Raw genomic sequence first — 21686 nt, forward strand, 5'->3', positions numbered from 1 at the left:
ATGCCCCCGAGACGCTTGTCATCCCATCAACCCCAAACCATAAAAACCGGAAACTCTCTTTTTGAGTGGTAACAAAAAGGGGGGCATGTCAGGCCTCATCCTCACGTGTCAGAATCTGAAAAATCCTCATGGAAAATTCAAGGACTATACGTGCTCCCATGGTGGCAGTTTATGATCAGGCCAGTTCTGAAGCAGACATTCGGCTTCCCCCCCCTGAACTGCCCGTCTGCTCAAGGGAATATGGGGCAGACAGGCGGCAATCCCCTCACGCCGAACACACATGCGGTTATGGACGCTATTTTAGATTGCTTAGCCCACCCAAATTCGGTGGAATTTGCCGCGGTGGCCGCCCCGTTAATATGATTTTACTAGCGACTATCATTGTTGGGTTCTTAGCACTACAGTTGCGTTTTCGTTTTAATGCGTGCGAGATAGGCCCGTGCCTGATGTGATCGTCGAAAGACGGACCAGCGGAGGATATGCGCGATCGGGATCTGGGCCTGTGTGACCTTCACGGCGAGGCGTCGGATTTCCTGGATCGACCACCGGATGAGTTTCTGCGCGCTGACATCGGTCTTTTTTTGAGCGCCAGGGCGTTGGCCTGGGAGCGCACGGCGGCCATCATGGCATAGGCGAGCATGACCAGCGTGACATGACGGTGCCAGCCGTGCCAGGAGCGGGTTTCGTTGTGGTCGAGGCCGAACTCGTTTTTGGCGGTCTCGAACCCCTCTTCGATCCGCCAGCGCGTACCTTCGACCTGCACCAGCGTCTCGAGCGGTGTTCCGTGCGGGCACCATGTCGTGAAATACCGCAAATCGCCATCAGCCGGATTGCGGCGGACCAGCAAGCCGCGGGTCCATGTTCCGCTGAGCGTATCGCTATATTCCGACACCTGGAGATCGGCCATCGGGCAATACAGCCAGTCATACCATCGTTCGCCCTTGGTGCCGTGCCCGGCCGAACACCGGATCCAGGCGTCCTCGGGCAGCGTCTTGATAATCTCGCGGGCCTCGCCGACCCACATCACGTCAGGGCGCCAGGAGTGAAACCAGTGATTGGCATTCACGCCCAGCACGAAACCTTTGCCCGCGCGGCGCAGCGCCATTTCCAGATCGCCGACACCATACACACTGTCACCGGCAACCCAGGCGAACGGCACCTCTGCCGCCAATGCCCGCTGGATCATCGCTGTTGCCAGGGACGGCTTGGTGGCAAAGCGGATATCGTCGGGCACATGCGCCGCTGCCAGCCGTTCCGGTGTATCGGTCCAGCTTTTCGGCAGATACAGCGCCCGGTCGAGAAAGGCGTGTCCTTTGGGTGAAACGTAGGTCGCGAACACGCCGATCTGGCAGTTGGTGATTTTGCCCGCCGAGCCAGTGTATTGTCGGCTCACGCCGCAGGAGGCCGCGCCCTTCTTGAGAAAACCGGTCTCGTCGATCACCAGAACCGCATCCGGATCGCCGAAATGATCCACCACATGATCGCGCACGACATCGCGTAGCGCATCGGCATCCCAGTGCGCCCGGCCCAGCAACGCCTGCTGCCGCCAAGGCCCCGGATCGCCTGCTGCCTCCGCCCGCATCCAGCCGGTCTTGCGCGGCTCGTTGCCCAGGAGCGTCTCCAGAAAACGCCCCGCCGACGTAGCAATCCGCTCTTGGCCAAACACCGGGCGCATCCGCGCCTTGGCATCTCGCAATGCAGCAAGCGTCAGCGCCAGAGCATCCTCAACCGACGCCGTGACATTCATTTCGTTCTGAATCATGGTGGCCCATAGATCCAGAACCCGCAGATAAACGCAACTGTAGTGTTAGGCTCAGGACCCATTGATATAGGCGGCAGGATGTGATTCAGGCTCCTGGAGGAGACTGAAGATGAGCGATCTGTTTTGGCTGTCGGATGAACAAATGGAGCGTCTGCGGCCATTCTTTCCCAAGAGCCACGGCAGACCACGCGTTGATGACCGCCGTGTGCTGAGCGGCATCATTTTTGTGAACCGCAATGGTCTGCGCTGGCGTGATGCGCCCCGGGAATACGGTCCACACAAGACGCTCTACAACCGCTGGAAGCGCTGGGGTGACATGGGCATTTTCATACGAATGATGGATGGCCTGTCTGCTGCGAAAACCGAACCTCAGACGATTATGATTGATGCGACCTATCTCAAGGCGCACCGCACGGCTTCCAGCCTGCGGCTAAAAAAGGGGATCCAGGCCGCCTGATCGGTCGCACCAAAGGCGGGATGAATACCAAGCTGCATGCGATCACCGATCAGAACGGACGACCACTGAGCTTTTTCATGACTGCGGGGCAGATCAGCGATTACACCGGCGCTGCTGCCTTGCTGGACAGTCTTCCTGCCGCACAATGGATGCTGGGAGATCGTGGGTATGACGCCGACTGGTTCAGGGACGCCCTGGAGGAGAAAGGGATAAAACCCTGCATTCCAGGACGGAGATCCCGCGGAAAACCTGTCAAATACGACAGGCGAAAATATAAACGCCGCAATCGCATCGAGATCATGTTCGGAAGGCTCAAGGACTGGCGGCGGGTCGCAACCCGCTACGACAGATGCCCGACCGTCTTCTTCTCAGCCATCTGCCTCGCTGCAACCGTCATCTTCTGGCTATGAGTCCTGAGCCTACTGCAGCGCCAAATGATCTTAGTTAAGGAAGAGGGCGCCACGCGTTTCGTCTTCGAGGCAGATGATCCGCTGCACATAGGCGTCGGTCGATGTCGTTGACCGCTCAAACAATTTAGCAATCAGCTGTCGATTATGCTCTTGGACTTCAGTGAGTGACCCTCGAGCCTCTAGCACATCGTCAATCGACGTGCGGGCGATCCAACTGAAGAATTTCGCTAAAAGTCCTACGACCACATCGGAAATCTGAACGCCAGGCTCATTGTGAGATATGGCATATCGGTACATAGAAACTTCGCGTTCTTCGTCCATAAATCGGTTTTTCTTCAAACGCTTCTCGATGAAGGGTTCTACGTCCAGCACGTGCGTGCTGTTCTTGAACAGGCATAGCCGATGGATGACGAACGGCAGAAAGCTGTCGATTAGGACATTCGCCGTTTCATCCTGTAAGAATGGCAACTCCTTGGCGCGAGCGCCCTTCTCCAGCACGCCTTTGAGCATTTGGAGACTGAAACTGTCGAATACGTCGTTGCGATCTTCAATGAACGCCAACAGTTCGGCAATGAATGTAGGACCAGATGGCCCCAAATTAGGGTATCCATACCGAATAAAAGCATCTACGAGCCACGAAAAATCCTTACGTAGTACTGTGTAGAGGTCATTCTTTAGCTGTCGTGCGACCATCATCAGGTGTGGGTTGTCATCAATCGAAGAATCTATGATGTCGACAGTGGACCAGTAAAGGGGATCCATTGCGATATAGTGTATGAATAGATCGGATTGCAAAACCCAATCGAGAAACTTTGAAAGTTTCCTTGAAGTGAGTACCTGAAGGAAATTTCCTTTAGCAACATGTTCGAACTTCAGTTCTTTAACGGTTTTCTGGAGATGGATGGCGCTACATAAGGCGTCGAATGCAAAGTTTTTTGGTTGCCCGTGATGCGCTACCCCCCCAAGGACATAAACCATCGGATCAGGCACGTTCAGTCCGTCTTCGGTGATATGCAATCGACGTAGATTGTTGCTCTCGTCGTAGTAAAAAGTGTGATGATCGTCGGCATCCTTCAAATTGTAGAGAAGAATCGCGGGCTCGCGCATTTGGTTCACGTCGATCGGAATGGAGGCAATTTCGTCAGTCATTGTTGCTCGCCACAAGATAGAAAGGTGCGAACCTCAGTATCGGGGCCGCATCCAAGGGATAGCAGCTATCTCCTAGCCACGTCACCGTTATGCGGCCAATTCAAAGCGATCTGATCGAAGGCACGAAGAACAGCTATATCGTGACACTCGCGCTACGTAATGCGGATCAAGATCACCGACAAACACACGAGGGGCATCGTAGCCGCTCTAATCAAGCGGATGTAAGGCCTGCCGTGCGAACTCTACAAGTCGCTCATGTGGAATCGCGGTGACTAGAAGCTAATCCCGCCATTTCTCTGCCTAGCTATGAACGACCGGATGCGGTCAAAAGCTGCCGCACTGCCGCCCGGGGAGACAAGTATCGGGCTACGGAAGGCTATCGGCGCAGCAAGTGGGCTCGAACACATATATATTGAATCTATTGGCTCGGGTTTGATACTTCATTAGAAAATGTCGACCTTTCCGGAATTATCATGAGTTATTTGAATGACCGGAATTGGTGAAAATTTTTGCGAGGACCGTACACATGAGTGTCCGGTTTTTCCGATCGCCCACTATAAAGCCGACATTCCGTTCTCCCCCCCATAGCTGCCACATCAGCAAGAAAGGACCAGTTCTGACATCCCGTCCAGTCGAGCCTTATGCCGCTCCCAGTCAGGCATGACACGTTCCAGAAGTCCCCAGAAAGCAGGGCCATGATTGTGCTCCTTCAGATGACACAGTTCATGCAGGAGCACGTAATCAATGCAGTCACGCGGGGCTTTGACCAGATGCGGGTTCAGTGTGATGGTCCCACCCGGTGAGCAGTTGCCCCACTGGGTCTGCATCACCTGAAGCTTCAGAGCAGGGGGAGTGCTGACCCAGAGCGATGACGGCAGCAGCGCATCAAGGCGGATTCGAAACACCTCCTGCGCCCGCGTAAAATACCAGAGTTCCAGCATCTTCTGAACCCGCAGCGCCTGTCGTTCCTGCACGGAGACCTCTAGCCGCCCACGCAGCATCCGCACGGTCTCAGGCTTATCCGGCTGATGATGCACCTTCAGAAGATGCCGCCGCCCCAGATAGAAGTGGCTTTCTCCGCTGACATACGTGCGAGGCGTGGCATGTTCCTGCACCGCCCGGAAGTCCCGCAGCTTCTGCCAGATCCAGCGGGTTTTCTGGTGTAGAGCCTTGTCCAGATCAGCCTCTGTCGTGCCATCCGGAACAGAGGCCTCCACACGCAGGTCGGGATGTACCTTGATCCGCAGCGTTGTGCCTGGACGTGCGCGGGGTATCAAGTTTACGCGGATATGCTCCCCTCCATAGGTCAGAATGCGAGAAGGGCTTTCTGCCATTTCAGCCGCGTAGGGTATCAGCAGGACCAGCCCGCATGATCTGAATGACCTGCTCGATGATCACCTGCGCCTTGTCCACGCCAAAGCCCGCTTTCTGGCCCGTGCTGAACAGGAGCGGAAGCAGTTCCTTCCTGACTGCTTTTTCCATATCCGGTCGGCTGAGCGAGTTCTCCCGCACAGCCTTGTCCACGATGCTGTCGATTTCGAACGCCAGATCAACCCAGCGCTGGTTCTCCTCGTCCGTCTGCTTATGGTTGAAGATGGCAGCCAGTGTTTTGAGGAACACGCCATAATAGGCCTGCGCATGGCGGTGCCCGTCAAAAACAGACGGGATATTCTCCAGCTTGCGGTTGGCTACCTGTTCCTCAAACTCCTGAAACAGCATGAACTGCTTGAGGGGATGGTCGAACAACGTCTTCGCTTCTTCAATCACCTTCCGCAGTAATGCCGAGAACGCTTCCTTCGCATACGGGTCATCCTGCATCTCGTGATCGATCATTTTCGTCACACGGGTGCGGATCAGATCCGTCTCATTGCGGGTTTTCTCCTCGCTCCAGTTTTCGGGTTCGTTGTCTTCGGGCTTCTGGCCTATCTTGCCGACGGCATACAGCCCCTGGGACTCATGGACCTTCACGCCCGCTACATGCCGGTCCAGCAGCTTTTTCACTTGCTCGGCATACTGGTCGAAGTCCACGGTTTCACCCGTATCCTGCAACACCATCTGGCGCAGGCTGGTCATCTGCTTCAGCGTCTCCTTGTAGGTGGCGCGGTCTTTCTCCGTGAAGCTGGTGTCTTCAAAGAAGGCCACAGATTGCAGCGCAACCTTCAGGCAGGCGGCAAACTTCGTCAGCGCTTCATAGAAATCATCTCGGCGTTTGAGGTTCACGTCCACCATCTGGCCGTGTTCGTCTACCATGCGGGGCATCAGCACAGCACGAAGCTGCTGGAGGTCACTTCTGTTCTTCACGCCCTCAAAAATGGCCCAGAGCGCTTTGTGCAAAGCGGGGAGTTCGCGGTATTCCGTGCTCATCTGGCTATACAGCCCAGCAATGTCCTTCGGGTCATACCCGCCGACATTCTCCGCCGCCAGTTCGTCATACCGGGCCAGTGTGGTGTCCAGTTCCGCCAGAATGCCCCGATAATCAATCAGCAGCCCATGCTTCTTCTGGTCATGCAGGCGGTTCACACGGGCAATGGCCTGCAACAGGTTGTGCTGCTTCAGCGGCTTATCGATATAGAGCACGGCGTTCTTCGGTTCATCAAAGCCGGTCAGTAGTTTATCGACTACAATGATCAGCCTGAGGTCTGGATCCTTCTCGAAGCGCTCAATAACGCCGCGTGTGTAATCCTCCTCGTTCTGGCTGCCGACATTGTTTTTCCACCAGTCCTGAATTTCCGGCTGTTTGCGCTCATCGACTTCCGTATGGCCCTCGCGCGTGTCGGGCGGACTCATGACGATGGCGCTCTCGAACAGACCGACCTCATCCAGATATTGCTTGTAGCGGATGGCAGACAACTTGCTGTCACAGGCCAGCATGCCCTTGAGGCCGCTGTCGATATTGCTGTCAAAATGCGTCGCCAGATCCATGGCGATCAGCCGGATGCGATCATCCGCCTTGTAAACCTGATTGGCGCGGGCAAAGCGCTTCTTGAGGTCCGTGACCTGCTCGTCCGTCAGCCCCTGCGTGATGCGCTCGAACCAGGCATCAATGGCGCGGTCATTCACATCCAGATCGGGCTTGCGCTCTTCGTAGAGGAGTGGCGTCACCGTGCCGTCCGAGACGGCCTGCTGCATGGTGTAGGAGTGGATGATCCTGCCGAACCGGCTGGTCGTCTCGCTGCCCTTGAGCAGCGGCGTGCCGGTAAAGGCAATGAAGGCGGCGTTGGGCAGCGCATGCTTCATGCGGGCATGGTTCTCACCGCCCTGACTGCGATGCCCTTCATCTACCAGCACGATGATGTCCGCACTGTCGTTATGGCATTCGGGCAGCGTGGTGGCCGTGTGGAACTTGTTGATGAGCGAGAAGATGATCCGCTCCTGCCCATGCCCGATTTGCTGCGCCAGACGGCTGCCAGAGGTCGCCAGTGCTTCTTCCTTGTCTTTCTTATCCGCCAGTTCGCCGCCGGTGGAGAAGGTCGTGCTCAACTGGCGTTCCAGATCCTTGCGGTCTGTCACTACCAGAATGCGGCATTGCTTGAGATCGTCATCCAGAATCAGGGCGCGGCTGAGGAACACCATGGTAAACGACTTGCCCGACCCGGTGGTGTGCCAGATCACACCGCCCTCACGCCCGCCATCGCTGCGGCGGGACTTGATGCGTTCCAGCAGGCGTTTGATGCCGAAAACCTGCTGATAGCGGGCGACGATCTTGCCTGCCTTGCGGTCGACCAGCGTGAAGAACCGCGCCATGTCCAGCAGACGCTCGGGCAAGAGCAGGCCGATCAGCAGACGGTCCTGATCCGTGACATGCAGCGGGCGGGACGCCCAGTCCTCGAACCAGTCCCGTGCAGGGGGCTTCCGGTCGGCGAACAGCGCGTCTTTCTGCGTCCCAGAAAGCGGCGTATTCTTGAGCGCTTCCATCCGGCTTTCGGGAATGTCCTCTTCCTTCCAGCTGGCCCAGAACTTTTTGGGCGTGCCGCAGGTGCCATAGCGCCCGTCATGCCCGGTGATGGAAAGCAGAAGCTGGCTGTAGGCAAAAAGCTGGGGGATTTCATCCTTGTTCTGATTGCGGATGCTCTGGGAAATGCCAGCCTCCACAGTCGGACCTTTGCCCGGCTGGCCATCGGGGCGTTTGGCCTCGATCACCGCCAGCGGAATGCCGTTGACGAAACACACGATATCCGGCCTGCGGGTCTGTGTCAGATCCGTGCGGAGGACGCTGAACTCTTCGGTAAAGGTAAAGCTGTTATTGGCCGGGTTCTGCCAGTCGATGAGGGCGATGGTTGGGTTGGCCTTACGCCCGTTAATGAACTCGGTAATAGCGATGCCGAACAGCAGATGCGTCGTCATCTTCTCATTGGCATCGCGCAGACCAGAGACGAAGTCCGGATGCGTGACGTGAGAGACAAGCCGTTCAATAGCCTGATCGGACAGGGCGTGCTCCTGTCCTTCAAACGTAAAGCGGCGTTTTTTCAGTTCCGCCCGCAGGAGTGTGTCCAGCACCACCGCACTCTGCTTCCCGCCCCGCAGGGCCAGTGCTTCGGATGGGGGCACAAACCGCCAGCCGAGCGTGCTGAGCAGGGCCAGTGCGGGCAGTTTGGCGCTGTATTCTTCCTGAAATTTTGGGGCGGGAGCCATAGTTTTAAATATCCTGCGAATTGAAATGACTTAATCGACCGTCACGCGGCGTTTGCCGGTGAGAAGCTGCTGCATCAGGGCTTTCTTTTCCTGACGCAGACGAGAGAGGTCGGATTCAAGGGTGGTGATTTCTTCATCTGCGGTGGTCAGGACAGCAGCGATGGCTTTTTGTTCGGAGAGTAAAGGAGGAAGCATTAACGGAATTGAATATATGGTATCGCGAGACAGGCTCGGCACTCCCGATGCTTCTACATACCTTCTCAGTTTCACAAAACATGTAGAGTAATATAAAAATTTCACATCATTATTGTGTATTGATTTGCAGTAAAAAGTTGTATCTATACACCAAAATGGAGTGTTTACGTAGCGCGGCGTATCAATGGTTCCCTTTCGACCAATGATAATAGATGGTCCTTCGAAAAGATATTCATCACGGTAAGAAATAATTCCGCCAGTTCCATATACAGGATAGACCGTAGTGTGTGCCGATGGCTTTTCAGGAAGTGCTTTGCCGTAAATAAGTTCGGCCACTTTTTTAAATGGTAAATGAAACCACTCCCCCGTGAACCCCGGTAGGCGTTTTTTGCCTGTGAGGAGTTGCTGCATGAGGGCTTTTTTCTGCTGCCGGCTGTTGGCCAGAAGCGTCTCCGTCCCCTCAATCGCACGATCCCACGTCGAGAGGATCGCCGCGATCTTCTTCTGTTCGGGGAGAGGGGGAGTAAGAATTTCTAAAGGCTTGAGTGTCTGAAGGTTGATATTTTTCTGGGCATTCTGAGGAGCGTAATTTTCAAGAGTTGTTTTCTGCGTTCCGAGAAAAATTCTTAGCCAATATGCATCCGCTTTATTTTTTTTGACAATAATACCAACCAAACTGTCTGGGCAGGCGAGATCAAATGATGCAATTGCTGTGTCGCCAATATTTGCAGCTATCGTCATCAAAATCGTTCCTTTTGGAAATATTTTGCTGACTGACAGGCCCTCTTTGTTAAGGGTTTGAGAATAATTTCTTACGTAGATCGAAGAATTCGTGACATCTCCAGTCTGTACGAATGGAATGTCCCCGCCAAAGAATTTTGGGTCATTTCTTGGACGTGCAGAAAATTTCCCTCGTTCAACTGTAGCGAGATCTTCCAATCGACGTATGGTCCATCCATCAGGAAGCATAACCCAGCTCCTTCAGATAAGCGTCCATCTGGGCTTCCAGCTTTGCCAGTTCCGCCTTGATTTCAGCCCGTTCAGCCCGCACGGCGTTCAGGTCGATGTCTTCTTCTTCCTCAAACGTATCAACATAACGCGGAATATTCAGATTGTAGTCGTTCTCTTTCATCTCGTCCTGCGTGGCGAGGTGGGCGTATTTGTCCACGTCTTTGCGGGCGCGGTAGGTGTCCACAATTTTTGTGATGTTCTCTTCGGTCAGCACGTTCTGGTTCTTGCCCGCCCTGAACTCGCGGCTGGCATCAATGAACAGCACGTCCTTCGTCTTGCGGTCCTTACGGAAAATCAGGATGGCGGCTGGAATCCCTGTGCCGAAGAACAGCTTTTCCGGCAGGCCGATCACCGCATCCAGCAGGTTTTCCTCAATCAGCTTCTGACGGATTTTCCCTTCCGAACTGCCCCGGAACAGCACGCCATGCGGCACCACCACCCCCATGCGGCCCGTGCGGTCTTTCAGGGTGGCAATCATGTGCAGGATAAAGGCGTAATCGCCTTTGGTCTTGGGCGGCACGCCACGGGCGAAGCGGTGATGCACGTCCTGCTCCGCCTCATCATGCCCCCATTTGTCGAGACTGAAGGGCGGGTTGGCCGTCACCACGTCAAAGCGCATCAGGTGGTTTTTATCATCCAGCAGCTTGGGGTTGCGGATGGTGTCGCCCCATTCAATGCGATGGTTGTCCTCGCCATGCAGGAACATGTTCATCTTGGCGAAGGACCATGTGGAGCCAATGGCTTCCTGCCCATACAGGGCGTAATCCCTGCTGCCCTTGTGGTTCTGTGTCACCTGCCGACCGCACTTCATGAGCAGGGAGGCCGAGCCGCAGGCTGGGTCACAGATGCTCTCGCCCGGTTGCGGATTCAGAATACGGGCCAACAGTTCACTGACTTCCGAAGGGGTGTAGAACTCGCCAGCTTTCTGCCCGCCACTGGCGGCGAAGTTTTTGATGAGAAACTCATAGCCGTTGCCGATCACGTCCAGATTACCCACGCGGGAAGGGCGCAGGTTCAGGTCCGGCTTGTGAAAATCTTCCAGCAGATGCCGCAGGATGGTGTTCTTCTGCTTCTCATCGCCCAGTTTGTCAGAGTTGAAGCTGATGTCCTGGAAGACGCTCTTGCCCGCGTCCTTCAGCTTGGTGCCGTTGGCTTCTTCAATGGCGTGCAGGGCCTTGTCGATGCGCTCACCGTTTCCAGGGGCGTTGCGTTCTTTATAGAGCGTATAGAAATCCGAGCCCTTGGGCAGAACAAAGCGTTCCTGCGCCATCATGGCTTCGATCAGAGCGGGGTTGTCGCCGTATTCTGTTTTGTAGCTGTCATAATGGTCCTGCCAGACATCGGAGATGTATTTCAGGAACAGCATGGTCAGCACGTAATCGCGGTAGGTGTCAGGGCTAACGGTGCCACGGAAGGTATCGCAGGCGCTCCACAGCGCCTTGTTGATGGTGTCCTGTGAAATCTGCTCGGTCACGAACTCAAATCCTGTTTCAAAACGTCAAGGGAGTGTCAGCCCGCCAGAAGGTCTCTGGCAAGCCCGGTCATGATCTGCTGGTTGGTCTGGCGCAGGCGGCGAAGAAGGTCTTCCTCGCGCTGCATGGCGTTCGCCAGTTCCACGATCTGTCTCTGTCGGGGAAGGGGAGGTAGTATGACGGGTGTGTCTTCCAGAACCGGTCGGGCGATATTGCGCACAAGTGTGGAACTCTGGGCCTGTTGCTCCAGATGGCGTTGCGCTGGCTCTTGATTGAGCCACCAGGCCAGATAGGCTGGCAGAACGTCCGACTGCGTCACACGCAGAAGAAAGAAGTGGGGGGCTGCCACGGCTTGAAGGCTGCCGATACTCTCATCGATCAGAACTGCCAGTGACACATTACCACGGGCAGGGAAAAGAATATCACCCGGACGCAGCCAGTCGGGCTCGCGACGTCCGGAAGCTTCAGTCCGCAGGCAAGACGGCCAATTCACGCCAGAAGGTGAGGTGTCCCGCATCTGCACGACAGCTGTTTCTGCACCTTCGATTGGCTCGATTTTCCCTCGAAACGGGTGACCAGCCGCCACCGTCGCGATATCTGAGAGATTCGATTTGTCTGCGCGAATGTGTTTCATGCGTTCATACAGAAAGCATGAACGTAAGTCTGTCAATAATAAAAATGCATGAAGGCCGTTCATGCATGGGGACGCTCAATGCAGCGCCGAACCCAAGCAGGGCTGTCGCTGTTATAAGCCGCTTTTGGCGAAGGATGCGGCGAATAATCCGGATAATAACTGCATATTTTGCAGAGTTTGGATTGCCTGATGCGGTGTTTAGGTGCCATATTATCCGCAAGGAGTGCAGAGAATATGGCACAATACATCTACCGGCAAGCGGGATGGCCGGACTTTCGGTGGGATAGAGACGCCATTTACCATGAACTCGCCGCCGTGCGTCACCGGCAGGGGCGCCTCTTGGGACGCATGGAAAGTCTTGGTTTCGATTTCAGGTCGGAAGCCGTGCTCCAGACTCTGACGGAAGATGTTCTCAAGTCGAGTGAGATTGAGGGCGAAAACCTTGATCGTGAGCAGGTGCGGTCTTCCATCGCTCGGCGATTGGGCATGGACATTGGCGCGCTGCCACCAGTGGATCGGGATGTCGAAGGCGTTGTGGAGATGATGCTGGATGCGACCGGGCATTATGCCGAGCCATTGACTGAAGAAAGACTTTTCGCCTGGCATGCGGCTTTGTTTCCGACCGGGCGAAACGGGATGTCACGCATTCTGGTGGGAAAGTGGCGTGATGACAGAACCGGCCCGATGCAGGTCGTGTCAGGCCCTATCGGACGGGAAAAGATTCATTATGAGGCTCCGGCTGCCAGAAGGGTGCCCGCAGAGATGCAGGTCTTCCTCAACTGGTGCAATACCAAGCAAAATCTGGATCCTGTCCTGAAAGCAGCCATCGCACATCTGTGGTTTGTGACCATTCATCCGTTTGAGGACGGAAACGGTCGTATGGCGCGGGCTATCGGGGACCTCATGCTGGCGCGTTCGGAACAGACGGATCAGCGTTTCTACAGCCTCTCAGCCCAGATACGTCACGAACGGAAGGAATACTACGCAATCCTTGAAGCCACCCAGAAAGGTGATATGGACATCACGCCCTGGCTAGACTGGTTTCTGGGGGCTCTGGATCGGGCCTTTGATCGTGCCGAGCTGGTCCTTGGAAAGGTCATGCAGAAGGCCCGCTTCTGGGATAATCTGGCCGGGCAATCGATCAATGACCGGCAACGCCTCATGCTGAACCGTCTGCTGGACGGGTTCGAGGGCAAGCTGACCTCATCCAAATGGGCGAAGCTGGCAAAAACGTCCCCGGATACCGCCCTGCGGGATATCAATGATCTCGTAGAGCGCGGTATCCTGAATAAGGAGGCGGCAGGTGGCAGGAGCACGAGTTATGTTCTGGTTCTTCCCGAGATGTAAAATGCCTGTCGGAGATGATGATCGTGGCAGTGGAATTTATCGGAATAGCCCCTTCGATGAATATATTGATTTATCAATGTGTTGAGGGAATTTTAAAGGCGATCAATCAATCCGCTTGTCAGTAGCAGTTTTCTTGGGTTGTGGGCCCCCGCAACCACGCACTATTCGTCTGAAAAGACAGAAGAAAAGCCACCCAATCAGGTGGCTTTTTTTGTGCCTAAAATTCACCGCAGGAAACACATAGGAAACAGACGGAAAAGTAATCAGGCGCGTTTTTGTCGGTTTTCACGTTCGCGTGATGTATCAATGAACGCATTGTCCGTCGGTTTGCCGGGTCGGGGGAAAGTCCAGCGTGACATTGTTGACATAAGCCCCTAGATCCAGATCGCGCGAAACGAATTCCGAGCCCTGGTCGACCCGGATCGTCTTCGGGTAGCTCCGTCTTGAACGTCGCGATGCACTGATCGTTGATGGTGGCAATGTTGTTCGATTTGGGTGATCGCGCAAGAAATGCTGGAAAAATAGGATGCTCATCTTTCCAGTTTTCAGAGCTTTTCCGGCAGTTTGAAAGCTTCGCATCGCTCGCTATAGCGGTCGGTTAGATAATCGGTCCGATCCCGCAGCAGCCACGTAAATTTCATCAGCTCTTCCATGACATCCACCACGCGGTCGTAGAGTGGTGACGGTATCATGCGGTCATCATCGGCGAATTGCGTATAGGCCATCGGCACGCTGGACTGGTTGGGAATTGCGAACATCCGCATCCAGCGTCCCAGAACCCGTAGGGCATTCACCGAATTGAAGCTCTGCGATCCGCCGGAGACCTGCATGACCGCCAACGTACGCCCCTGCGTCGGACGAATAGCCCCTTCGGACAGGGGCAGCCAGTCGATCTGGTTTTTGAAAACAGACGTGATGGTACCGTGTCGTTCAGGGCTGCACCAGACCTGCCCTTCCGACCAGATCGAAAGCTCGCGCAGTTCCTGAACCTTGGGATGGGTGACGGGTGCTGCGTCCGCCACCGGAAGGCCAGTCGGATTGAACACTCGCGTCTCTGCTCCCAGCAGTTTCAGGATACGTTCTGCTTCCAGCACAAGCAGGCGACTGAAGGAGCGGGAGCGCAGGGAGCCATAAAGCAGGAGGATACGTGGTGGATGCTCAACACGTGGCTGAGGCTCAAGTTGAGCAAAATCGACCTGCTTAAGATAATCTGAATTAAGGGCAGGTAGGTCAGGAGCAGTCATAGCGTCATCGGTTCCTTTAATCGTCATGGCTGTTTCACGACGGGCAGCCAGCAGGCGAGCGCAGCAAGCGTAATCAGTAGGACGGGCGGCGTGAGGACCAGCCCGACCTTCATGTATTGCCCCCATGTGACCCGATAGTTTTTGGAGGCCAGCACATGCAGCCACAGCAATGTTGCCAGACTGCCGATCGGGGTGAATTTGGGGCCGAGATCGCAGCCGATGACGTTGGCGTAAACCATCAGGTCACGGGTCAGTGGCGTAATGTCCTGCGCCTGCCCGATCGCCAGTGCGCCAACCAGCACACTGGGCATGTTGTTCATGACCGAGGACAGGATAGCCGCCACAAAGCCGGTGCCGATCGTGGCGATAAACGGCCCCCGGTGGCCAAGCCAGACCAGGGCTGTCGCCAGATAATCGGTCAGCCCGGCATTACGCAGCCCGTAAACCACCAGATACATGCCCAGCGAGAAAATCACGATCTGCCACGGCGCACCGCGCAGTACGCGGCGGATGGGAATGACCCGCCCATATCCCGCGCGCCCCAGCAGGGTGCCGGCGGCCAGACAGGCCACGATACAGACCGGGATATGCAGCGGGGCGGTCAGGAAATAGGCGGCCAGAACCAGGGCCAGCAGGGGAAAAGCCGCCCGGAACACATGGCGGTCACGAATGGCCGTGGCGGGTGCGGGCAGTTCGGTAACGGGGTAGGTCTGGGGTACCTGCTGCCGATAAGAGAGCCACAGCACGGCAAGTGTTGCACCAAGGGCGACCAGATCGACCGGGACCATGATCGCGGCGTAGTGGTCAAACGGAATGCCGAAGAAATTGGCGCTGACGATGTTCACCAGATTGGAAATCACCAGCGGCAGGCTGGTCGTATCCGCGACGAAGCCCGTGGCGATGATAAAGGCCAGGGCAGCGGCGGGGCTCAGGCGCAGCTGGGTCAGGATGGCGATGACAATGGGCGTGAGCAACAGGGCCGCGCCATCATTGGCGAACACGGCCGCGATGGCCGCACCCAGCACCACGATCAGCGGGAACAGCGTGCGGCCCCGCCCCTTGCCCCAGCGCACCACATGCAGGGCGGCCCAGTGGAAGAACCCGGCCTCATCCAGCAGCAGCGAGATGATGATCAGCGCGATAAAGGTAAAGGTTGCGTCCCAGACGATGTGCCAGACGACGGGGATATCATGCCAGTGGATCACACCTGTCGCCAGGGCAACAGTGGCACCAGCCATCGCACTCCAGCCGATGCCCAGACCGCGCGGCTGCCAGATGACGAATACGAGCGTGGCAATGAAAATAACAAGGGCTAGCATCAGACGATCCGCTTTCCGGCCTCATCCACGATCTTCTCCCCATCCTCTTTGGCGAATGCGCCACGCTGCGAAGAAGGAAGGATATCCAGCACCGTCTCAGACGGGCGGCAGAGCGCGACACCGAGCGGGGTGATGACGATGGGCCGGTTGATCAGGATCGGGTGCGCCATCATGGCGTCGAACAGCGCATCGTCGCTCAGGGCTGGATCATCAAGGCCGAGTTCGTGATAGGGGGTACCCTTTTCGCGCAGGATCGCGCGCACCGGCACCCCCATGCGGCCGATCAGATCGACCAGTTCGGCGCGATTGGGTGGGGTTTTCAGATAGTCGACAATCCGGGGCTCCTCTCCGCTGTTGCAGATGAGTGCGAGTACATTGCGCGACGTGCCACAGGCCGGGTTGTGCCAGATCGTGACGGTCATAAGCAGGTTTCCGGAGATGGGCAGCAGGAGGACAGGTTTGCGACCAAGGGCGCGCAGAGTTCGGGGCTGCCCGCGCAGCAATCCCTGACGAGGAAGAGCATCAGGTCGCGCAGGCGGGAAAGACAGGCGCGATAGACGATCAGCCGGCTGTGGCGCTGCGAGGTCAGCAGACCAGCGCGCGTCAGGGTCGCGAGATGGGCCGATATGGTGTTCTGCGGCAGATCGAGCTGACGGGCGACTTCACCGGCAGGCAGGCCGTCCGGTTCATGGCGCACCAGCAGACGAAAAATTTCTAGTCGCGTAGACTGCGAGAGGGCATTGAGCGCGGCGATGGCAGAATCGGTATCCATATATCAACTATCATGGATATATTGGGCGGGGTCAAGGGCGCTACACAGGTCTCACTTGACACCTGTTTCTGCGTTACACGCCGAACAGGTGTCCGATGCCGCCGGTGACGATCATTGCCATAATACCCCAGAACGTCACGCGCAGCGCCGGGCGCAAAGGGGCTGCGCCACCGGCGACTGCACCAACGATACCTAGAACGGCGAGAACCACGACGGATGTCAGGGAGACACTCCAGGACACCCAGGCCACGGGGGCCAGAACAGCCGCCAGAACTGGCAGCACCGCCCCTGACGAAAAGGCAGAAGCCGAGGCGAAGGCCGCCTGGATGGGTCTGGCCGCTGTGGCTTCCGAAAGGCCCAGTTCATCTCGGGCATGAGCGCCGATGGCATCATGCTGCATGAGGGCGACGGCCACCTTGTGGGAGAGATCTGCATCCAGCCCACGCTGCTGATAGATCCCTGCCAATTCAGTCACTTCTCCGTCCCAGTCCGTGGCCAGTTCCTGTTTTTCACGGGCGATGTCGGCTTGTTCAGAATCCCGCTGGGAGCTGACCGAAACATATTCCCCGGCCGCCATGGAGAGGGCGCCAGCCACAAGCGCGGATAATCCTGCGATGAGGATACTGCCGTGTGTCGCGTGAGAACTGGCAACACCAACAATCAGGCTTCCGGTGGAGAGTGTTCCATCATTGGCGCCAAGGACGGCCGCGCGCAGCCAGCCCAGTTTCTCGACAGCATGACGTTCAGCGAGAGGATGAAGTCGCGACATAAGATTATCCATTGGCAATCTGAATTGTGTTTAGGAATAGGTCTTCAATTTCCGCATGACAACAAATAATTAATTCTAATACTGCGAGTTATTTTCAATGGAATTTATTATTTATCATGACTTCTTGTTCAGGTTCCCGTCAGGTTTGGTGTGATATGAATTACAGTTTCTTCACCGTTATCTGGGAGAAAGGCATGCCCGACGCGATGCCGGATATCACGCATACCCAGCGCTATGACAGGCCGACGATTGCCCTTCACTGGGCAACCGCCTTTCTGGTGCTGTTTCAGTTCGCTCTTGGCGAAAGCTGGGGCTGGCCAGCAAAACCGGTTCATCATCTGATGGTCATTGCGCATCTGACAGCGGGCATCCTGCTGACGGCAATCATGGCGTTCCGCATTGCCTGGCGCCTGACGAAAGGCCGGCATCTATCGGACCTGCTGCGGCCGCTCGACCGTTTCTTTGCGCTGGGCGTGGAATATACGCTCTACGTGCTGCTTCTGGCTGAAATCGTGCTCGGCTACCTCTGGCGATGGGGGGCAGGGCAGGCCATGAGTTTTTTCGGCTTTCTTATGCCCTCACCATTTGTCCGCTTCCCCGCGCCATTTCTCCATTGGATTCAAAACATCCATCACTGGAATGCGTGGTTGATTGTCACGATTGCCACAGGCCATGGCATGGCGGCGATTTTCCATCAGGTCATTCTGAAAGACGGGGTTTTAGGACGCATGCTTCTGCGTGGAGATCAAGCCGCCAATCCTCTGTCCACACAAAAGCCGTAAGGCCGCGCTTTCTTCCTGAGCTTCATATGGAGGTGCCTATGACAAAACGATTCACGACAACTCTCCTGTCAGTTAGTCTGCTTATGACCTGTTCCGCTGCCTACGCAGACCCTCCCTGGACACGCGGCGAGCATGACCACCATGGTGGGGGCGGTGGACATGGCTATGGCCACATGAAACACTGGCGGAGAGGCGACTATTATTCCGGTCCGCGTGAGCCGCGTTGGATGGTCAGTGACTGGCGCGGGCGGCGGGGGCTCTGGGCACCTCCCGCGGGTTACTACTGGATGCAGTCAGGCGGACAGTATCTTCTGATGGCCGCAGCAACCGGTCTTATCGCAGGGGTTGTCGCAGCGACCGTTGGTTCCGCAGCGCCTGCCTACCCGACAGCGCCGGGTTATGTTCCGCCTTATTGAGGGAGGGATGATTATGATTCCTCGCTTGATTTATACAGCCTTTTTTGATTGATGAAGTCGATCATGCCAGCATGATGCTCTTAAAGTGCGCATGATACCTGTCTCGCACTTGTCCGGAAGACAAAGGGCCCAACCCGATGACCATCGTGCCCTTTGGCGCAGCGCCAGAACGTCAACGGACGGCCGCAGCATGGGAAGTTCTGTTCATCTTCCTCAGACTGGGCGTTACCTGCTTCGGTGGCCCAATCGCGCATATCGGATATTTCCGCAATGAGTTTGTCGTCCGACGGCGGTGGCTTGATGAACGCGCCTATGCGGATCTCGTGGGGCTCTGTCAGTTTCTGCCCGGTCCGGCGAGCAGCCAGGTGGGATTTTCCATCGGTCTAATGCGGGCGGGCTATCTCGGTGGCCTCGCGGCGTGGACCGGCTTTACTCTGCCCTCGGCGCTCGTCCTTGTTCTCTTCGCCTATAGCGCGGGCGCACTCGGGGGACCGATTGGCCTCGGTCTTTTGCATGGATTGAAACTCGTCGCCGTGGCCATCGTTGCACAGGCCGTGTGGGGCATGGCTCGAACTCTTTGTCCGGATCGGGTGCGTGCTTCTATCGCGGTGTTAGCCGCACTCATTATTCTGTTTGTTACCTCGCCGTTTGCCCAAATCGGCGCTATTGCCCTCGGGGGCGTTGTCGGCCTGTGGCTCTGTCGCACCATTTCGCCATCGGATAGCGGACATGTCGCCATGCCTGTGTCGCGCCGTGTCGGAATGGCCGCGTTTCTGGCCTTCGGAGCGTTGCTCTTCGCTCCTCCTGTTCTCGGCCAGCATGGTGCGCCGGGGGGACTTTCATTGTTCAATGCCTTCTACCAATCTGGCGCGCTCGTGTTTGGCGGCGGTCATGTGGTGCTGCCATTGCTCCATGAAGCCTTTGTGACACCAGGTCTGGTCAGTGACGACGCCTTTCTTGCCGGTTATGGCGCTGCACAGGCGGTTCCGGGACCACTCTTCACGTTTGCCGCCTATCTCGGTGTGATCGTCAAGTTGCCACCCCACGGTGTAGCGGGTGCCTTCCTGGCTCTGCTCGGCATCTTTCTGCCAGGGATCCTGATCCTCATCGGGGTATTACCCTTCTGGGATTCCTTGCGTAGTCGTCCAGCAGCACAGGCGATCATGCGAGGTGTCAATGCCGCTGTGGTGGGCCTGCTGGGCGCTGCGTTGTACACGCCGGTCTGGACGAGCGCCGTCAAATCGTCGGGCGATTTCGGGCTTGTGCTTGTCGGCTTTGTTTTACTGACAGTCTGGCGGGCGCCCCCGCTGGTCGTGGTCGCTATCAGTGCAGTGGGAGGAATTGTTTTGGGACAAGCTGCGTAGTGAAAAGTCAGGCATGGACTCTACGGTCAAAGTGAAATGCGCGGTGTGGATACTTCGTCTTCAGTATTCTGGTGCAATACTTGGCAAGCGCTGGGGCGTCTGGGAATATTTGTTCGGATGATTGCCGAGACAGCGAAAAAATCCGCTGAACCACAAACGGTCATAATTGATGCGACCTAATCTTATGGCGCACTGCACGACCTCGAGTCTGCATATACTATGGAGAAAAAAGATTTTCTTTCCGGGATTTTGATGGATAGAGCCTCAGAGTTTCTGGTCTGTTCAGATGCACTCCTCGATCTCGCTGATCTGCAATCGAACTGTCACCAGGACGCCTCTGTCCGTTCCAGGTATAGGCGAACTCACCACCATGTCGGCATGCAGCTGCTGAGCTATCTGTCGCGCAATCGCCATGCCGAGGCCGCTGCCTTCGGCATCGGTCTTTCCTCTGACGAAAGGCTTTTCCATATCCCGCAAAATTTCAGATGGCAGCTGTTCGCAATCATTGCAGATCAGGACTTTATGATCTTGCGTGATGATCACACTGACGGCTTGCGCAGATGAACCATGAAGAACGGCGTTTTCGAGAAGATTGCGAAACAGGATACCTGTTGCATCCATATCGCCCCGGATCATGAGATGAGATGCTCCAGAAAATTCAATCGGCTGGTTTTTTTCCCGCTCAAGTTCTTCTGCCAGAAATCGAATGACAGGCACCAGATCGAACATGTTCCCGGTCAGAGCGATCCCTGATGTCGCTCTTGAAAGCTGAAGCAGCTTTTCCATCATCCGGCCAATTCTGCGGGCCTGCTGCATGATGATCGTTGCACGCTCTTCATAGTCCGACCCTACAAGAAAATTCCTGAGAACCTGAACCTGTGCAAGAAGCGCTCCTACTGGATTGCGTAGTTCATGGGCTGCGTTGGCCGCAAAAGCGCGCTCTGTCGAAAGCGCCATTTTCAGACGTTCAAGCAGAAGATTGACGGCCGAGTGAATGGACACCAGTTCTTCGGGGAGATCCAATGGGGGAACGGGGGCCAGATTCGATCCTCCCCGGCTCCTGATTTCCTGCTGAAGGCTGGTCAGAGGACGCATGGCGCGACGGACACGCCAGCGGACCAGAACCCAGATCGCCGGGAAAAATATTACCATTGGCAGAACTGAAATCAGAATAGCCCGCCTGACAGCTTCATTTCTGTGAAAAGTCGGCTCACCCACCAGAATGTAATGGCGACCAGACGCTGATGGTACGACATACACTCTGAATAATGAGATGTTGTAAAATCCTGACTTCAGACGTGGTACGAATAGTGTCTCCGGCGCATTCTGTGACCTGACCTCAAGGCGACCGTCCGATGTGGTGATCTGGTAGGCCAGCGTTCGCCGGTTCACCCCGGGGAGTTGCGCAATCTGACCACCTGGGGTGACGGAAGCCCTGTCGGTTTTGTCCAGTTCACTGATGACAAACTCCAGACGCTCGGCCACTTCCTGTAACGAGTTGTCAAGACGCTCCGTAACTTCATAGCGGGTAAAGGCCGCAACAAGAATACTGAGAAGCACCAGTGCGCCAAGCACGATGATCAGTGTTCCGGACACGATACGGGACGCCAGACTCCAGCGCTTCATCGGGACGTGTTCTCCGCGAGACAATAGCCTCTACCCCTGACTGTCATGATCAGACCAGGTCCGGTTTTCTTCCTTATCCTGCTGACGAAAACTTCAATGGCGTTGCTTTCCACATCGTCACTAAGACCATAAAGGGCGTCTTCAATCTGCTCACGACTGCAGACTGCTCCAGGCCGGCGCGCAAGAAGTTCGACAATAGCCCATTCACGCGCAGACAGATCAACTGTCTGGCCATCGCGTTCAAGCTGACGGCGCGCGAGGTCTATTCTGATAGTGCCCACCATGACCACATTGTCTGGAAGGGCCGCGTAACGCCTGGCAACAG

The 21686-nt window shown here is 56.1% G+C and carries 19 protein-coding genes and 1 pseudogene; 5 read left to right on the forward strand and 15 right to left on the reverse strand.

Features of this window, described 5'->3' with window-relative positions; translation table 11 throughout:
- Positions 1-511: 511 nt before the first annotated feature.
- Positions 512-1762: an IS701 family transposase gene (locus PWM43_RS14580; RefSeq protein ID WP_289843223.1), complete on the reverse strand. Its 1251-nt coding sequence runs from the start codon at positions 1760-1762 to the stop codon at positions 512-514.
- Positions 1763-1871: 109 nt separating this feature from the next.
- On the opposite strand from PWM43_RS14580, the gene PWM43_RS14585 reads away from it, so the two are divergent.
- Positions 1872-2629 (forward strand): IS5 family transposase gene (locus tag PWM43_RS14585; protein ID WP_289843224.1). Its coding sequence is split into 2 segments (ribosomal slippage): positions 1872-2193 and positions 2193-2629, totalling 759 coding nucleotides; the frame shifts between segments, so codons are not numbered across the junction.
- A gap of 30 nt (positions 2630-2659) precedes the next feature.
- Here PWM43_RS14585 and PWM43_RS14590 read toward each other — a convergent pair.
- From PWM43_RS14590 to PWM43_RS14615, 6 genes are all read right to left on the reverse strand, one after another.
- Complete coding sequence (locus tag PWM43_RS14590) at positions 2660-3778, reverse strand: DUF3800 domain-containing protein (RefSeq protein ID WP_289843225.1); 1119 nt, start codon at positions 3776-3778, stop codon at positions 2660-2662.
- A 596-nt stretch (positions 3779-4374) separates the two neighbouring features.
- Positions 4375-5112 carry a M48 family metallopeptidase gene (locus PWM43_RS14595; RefSeq protein ID WP_289843226.1) on the reverse strand — a complete coding sequence of 246 codons (738 nt, stop codon included), beginning with the start codon at positions 5110-5112 and terminating at the stop codon, positions 4375-4377.
- A 1-nt stretch (position 5113) separates the two neighbouring features.
- Complete coding sequence (locus tag PWM43_RS14600; protein WP_289843227.1) at positions 5114-8410, reverse strand: type I restriction endonuclease subunit R; 3297 nt, start codon at positions 8408-8410, stop codon at positions 5114-5116.
- A 30-nt stretch (positions 8411-8440) separates the two neighbouring features.
- Entirely contained in the window at positions 8441-9574 is a 1134-nt protein-coding gene (locus PWM43_RS14605) for a restriction endonuclease subunit S (RefSeq protein ID WP_289843228.1), read from the reverse strand.
- Positions 9564-11090 (reverse strand): type I restriction-modification system subunit M, encoded by a 1527-nt coding sequence (locus PWM43_RS14610; RefSeq protein ID WP_289843229.1) that lies wholly within the window; start codon positions 11088-11090, stop codon positions 9564-9566. The genes PWM43_RS14605 and PWM43_RS14610 overlap by 11 nt, the downstream gene beginning before the upstream one ends.
- 35 nt (positions 11091-11125) lie before the next feature.
- Positions 11126-11722 carry a restriction endonuclease subunit S domain-containing protein gene (locus PWM43_RS14615; RefSeq protein ID WP_317134997.1) on the reverse strand — a complete coding sequence of 199 codons (597 nt, stop codon included), beginning with the start codon at positions 11720-11722 and terminating at the stop codon, positions 11126-11128.
- Positions 11723-11956: 234 nt separating this feature from the next.
- Between PWM43_RS14615 and PWM43_RS14620 the strand changes: the two genes are divergently transcribed.
- Positions 11957-13069 carry a Fic family protein gene (locus PWM43_RS14620; protein WP_289843231.1) on the forward strand — a complete coding sequence of 371 codons (1113 nt, stop codon included), beginning with the start codon at positions 11957-11959 and terminating at the stop codon, positions 13067-13069.
- Positions 13070-13356: 287 nt separating this feature from the next.
- On the opposite strand, the pseudogene PWM43_RS14625 reads toward PWM43_RS14620, so the two are convergent.
- The 6 genes and pseudogenes from PWM43_RS14625 to PWM43_RS14650 all read right to left on the reverse strand — a co-directional run.
- Positions 13357-13504: pseudogene (locus PWM43_RS14625) on the reverse strand (IS3 family transposase); the annotation flags it as partial.
- Between the two features lie 110 nt (positions 13505-13614).
- A complete protein-coding gene (gene arsH, locus PWM43_RS14630; RefSeq protein ID WP_173574958.1) occupies positions 13615-14313 on the reverse strand; it encodes an arsenical resistance protein ArsH in 699 nt (232 codons plus the stop codon).
- Between the two features lie 23 nt (positions 14314-14336).
- A complete protein-coding gene (locus PWM43_RS14635) occupies positions 14337-15632 on the reverse strand; it encodes an arsenic transporter (RefSeq protein WP_277876407.1) in 1296 nt (431 codons plus the stop codon).
- Positions 15632-16054: an arsenate reductase (glutaredoxin) gene (gene arsC, locus PWM43_RS14640; protein WP_086898150.1), complete on the reverse strand. Its 423-nt coding sequence runs from the start codon at positions 16052-16054 to the stop codon at positions 15632-15634. Before arsC ends, PWM43_RS14635 begins: the two co-directional genes overlap by 1 nt.
- A complete protein-coding gene (locus PWM43_RS14645) occupies positions 16051-16404 on the reverse strand; it encodes an ArsR/SmtB family transcription factor (protein WP_173574957.1) in 354 nt (117 codons plus the stop codon). Before PWM43_RS14645 ends, arsC begins: the two co-directional genes overlap by 4 nt.
- Before the next feature lie 73 nt (positions 16405-16477).
- Complete coding sequence (locus PWM43_RS14650; RefSeq protein WP_077929756.1) at positions 16478-17173, reverse strand: VIT1/CCC1 transporter family protein; 696 nt, start codon at positions 17171-17173, stop codon at positions 16478-16480.
- A gap of 194 nt (positions 17174-17367) precedes the next feature.
- Between PWM43_RS14650 and PWM43_RS14655 the strand changes: the two genes are divergently transcribed.
- The 3 genes from PWM43_RS14655 (at position 17368) to chrA (ending at position 19735) form a co-directional block, all read left to right on the forward strand.
- On the forward strand, positions 17368-17955 hold the full coding sequence (locus PWM43_RS14655; protein ID WP_212356130.1) for a cytochrome b: 588 nt from the start codon (positions 17368-17370) through the stop codon (positions 17953-17955).
- Between the two features lie 38 nt (positions 17956-17993).
- Positions 17994-18371, forward strand: coding sequence for an RcnB family protein (locus tag PWM43_RS14660; protein ID WP_289843232.1), 378 nt, complete (start codon positions 17994-17996; stop codon positions 18369-18371).
- Between the two features lie 137 nt (positions 18372-18508).
- Entirely contained in the window at positions 18509-19735 is a 1227-nt protein-coding gene (chrA, locus tag PWM43_RS14665) for a chromate efflux transporter (protein ID WP_173574954.1), read from the forward strand.
- A 282-nt stretch (positions 19736-20017) separates the two neighbouring features.
- Here chrA and PWM43_RS14670 read toward each other — a convergent pair whose 3' ends face one another.
- Positions 20018-21361, reverse strand: a complete 1344-nt coding sequence (locus PWM43_RS14670; RefSeq protein ID WP_173574953.1) for a sensor histidine kinase — start codon at positions 21359-21361, stop codon at positions 20018-20020.
- On the reverse strand, positions 21358-21686 hold a 329-nt coding region (locus PWM43_RS14675), incomplete at its 5' end, for a winged helix-turn-helix domain-containing protein (protein ID WP_289843233.1). The genes PWM43_RS14670 and PWM43_RS14675, both read right to left, overlap by 4 nt.

It is taken from the genome of Brytella acorum (genome assembly GCF_029309905.1).
Taxonomy (GTDB): Bacteria; Pseudomonadota; Alphaproteobacteria; order Acetobacterales; family Acetobacteraceae; genus Brytella; species Brytella acorum.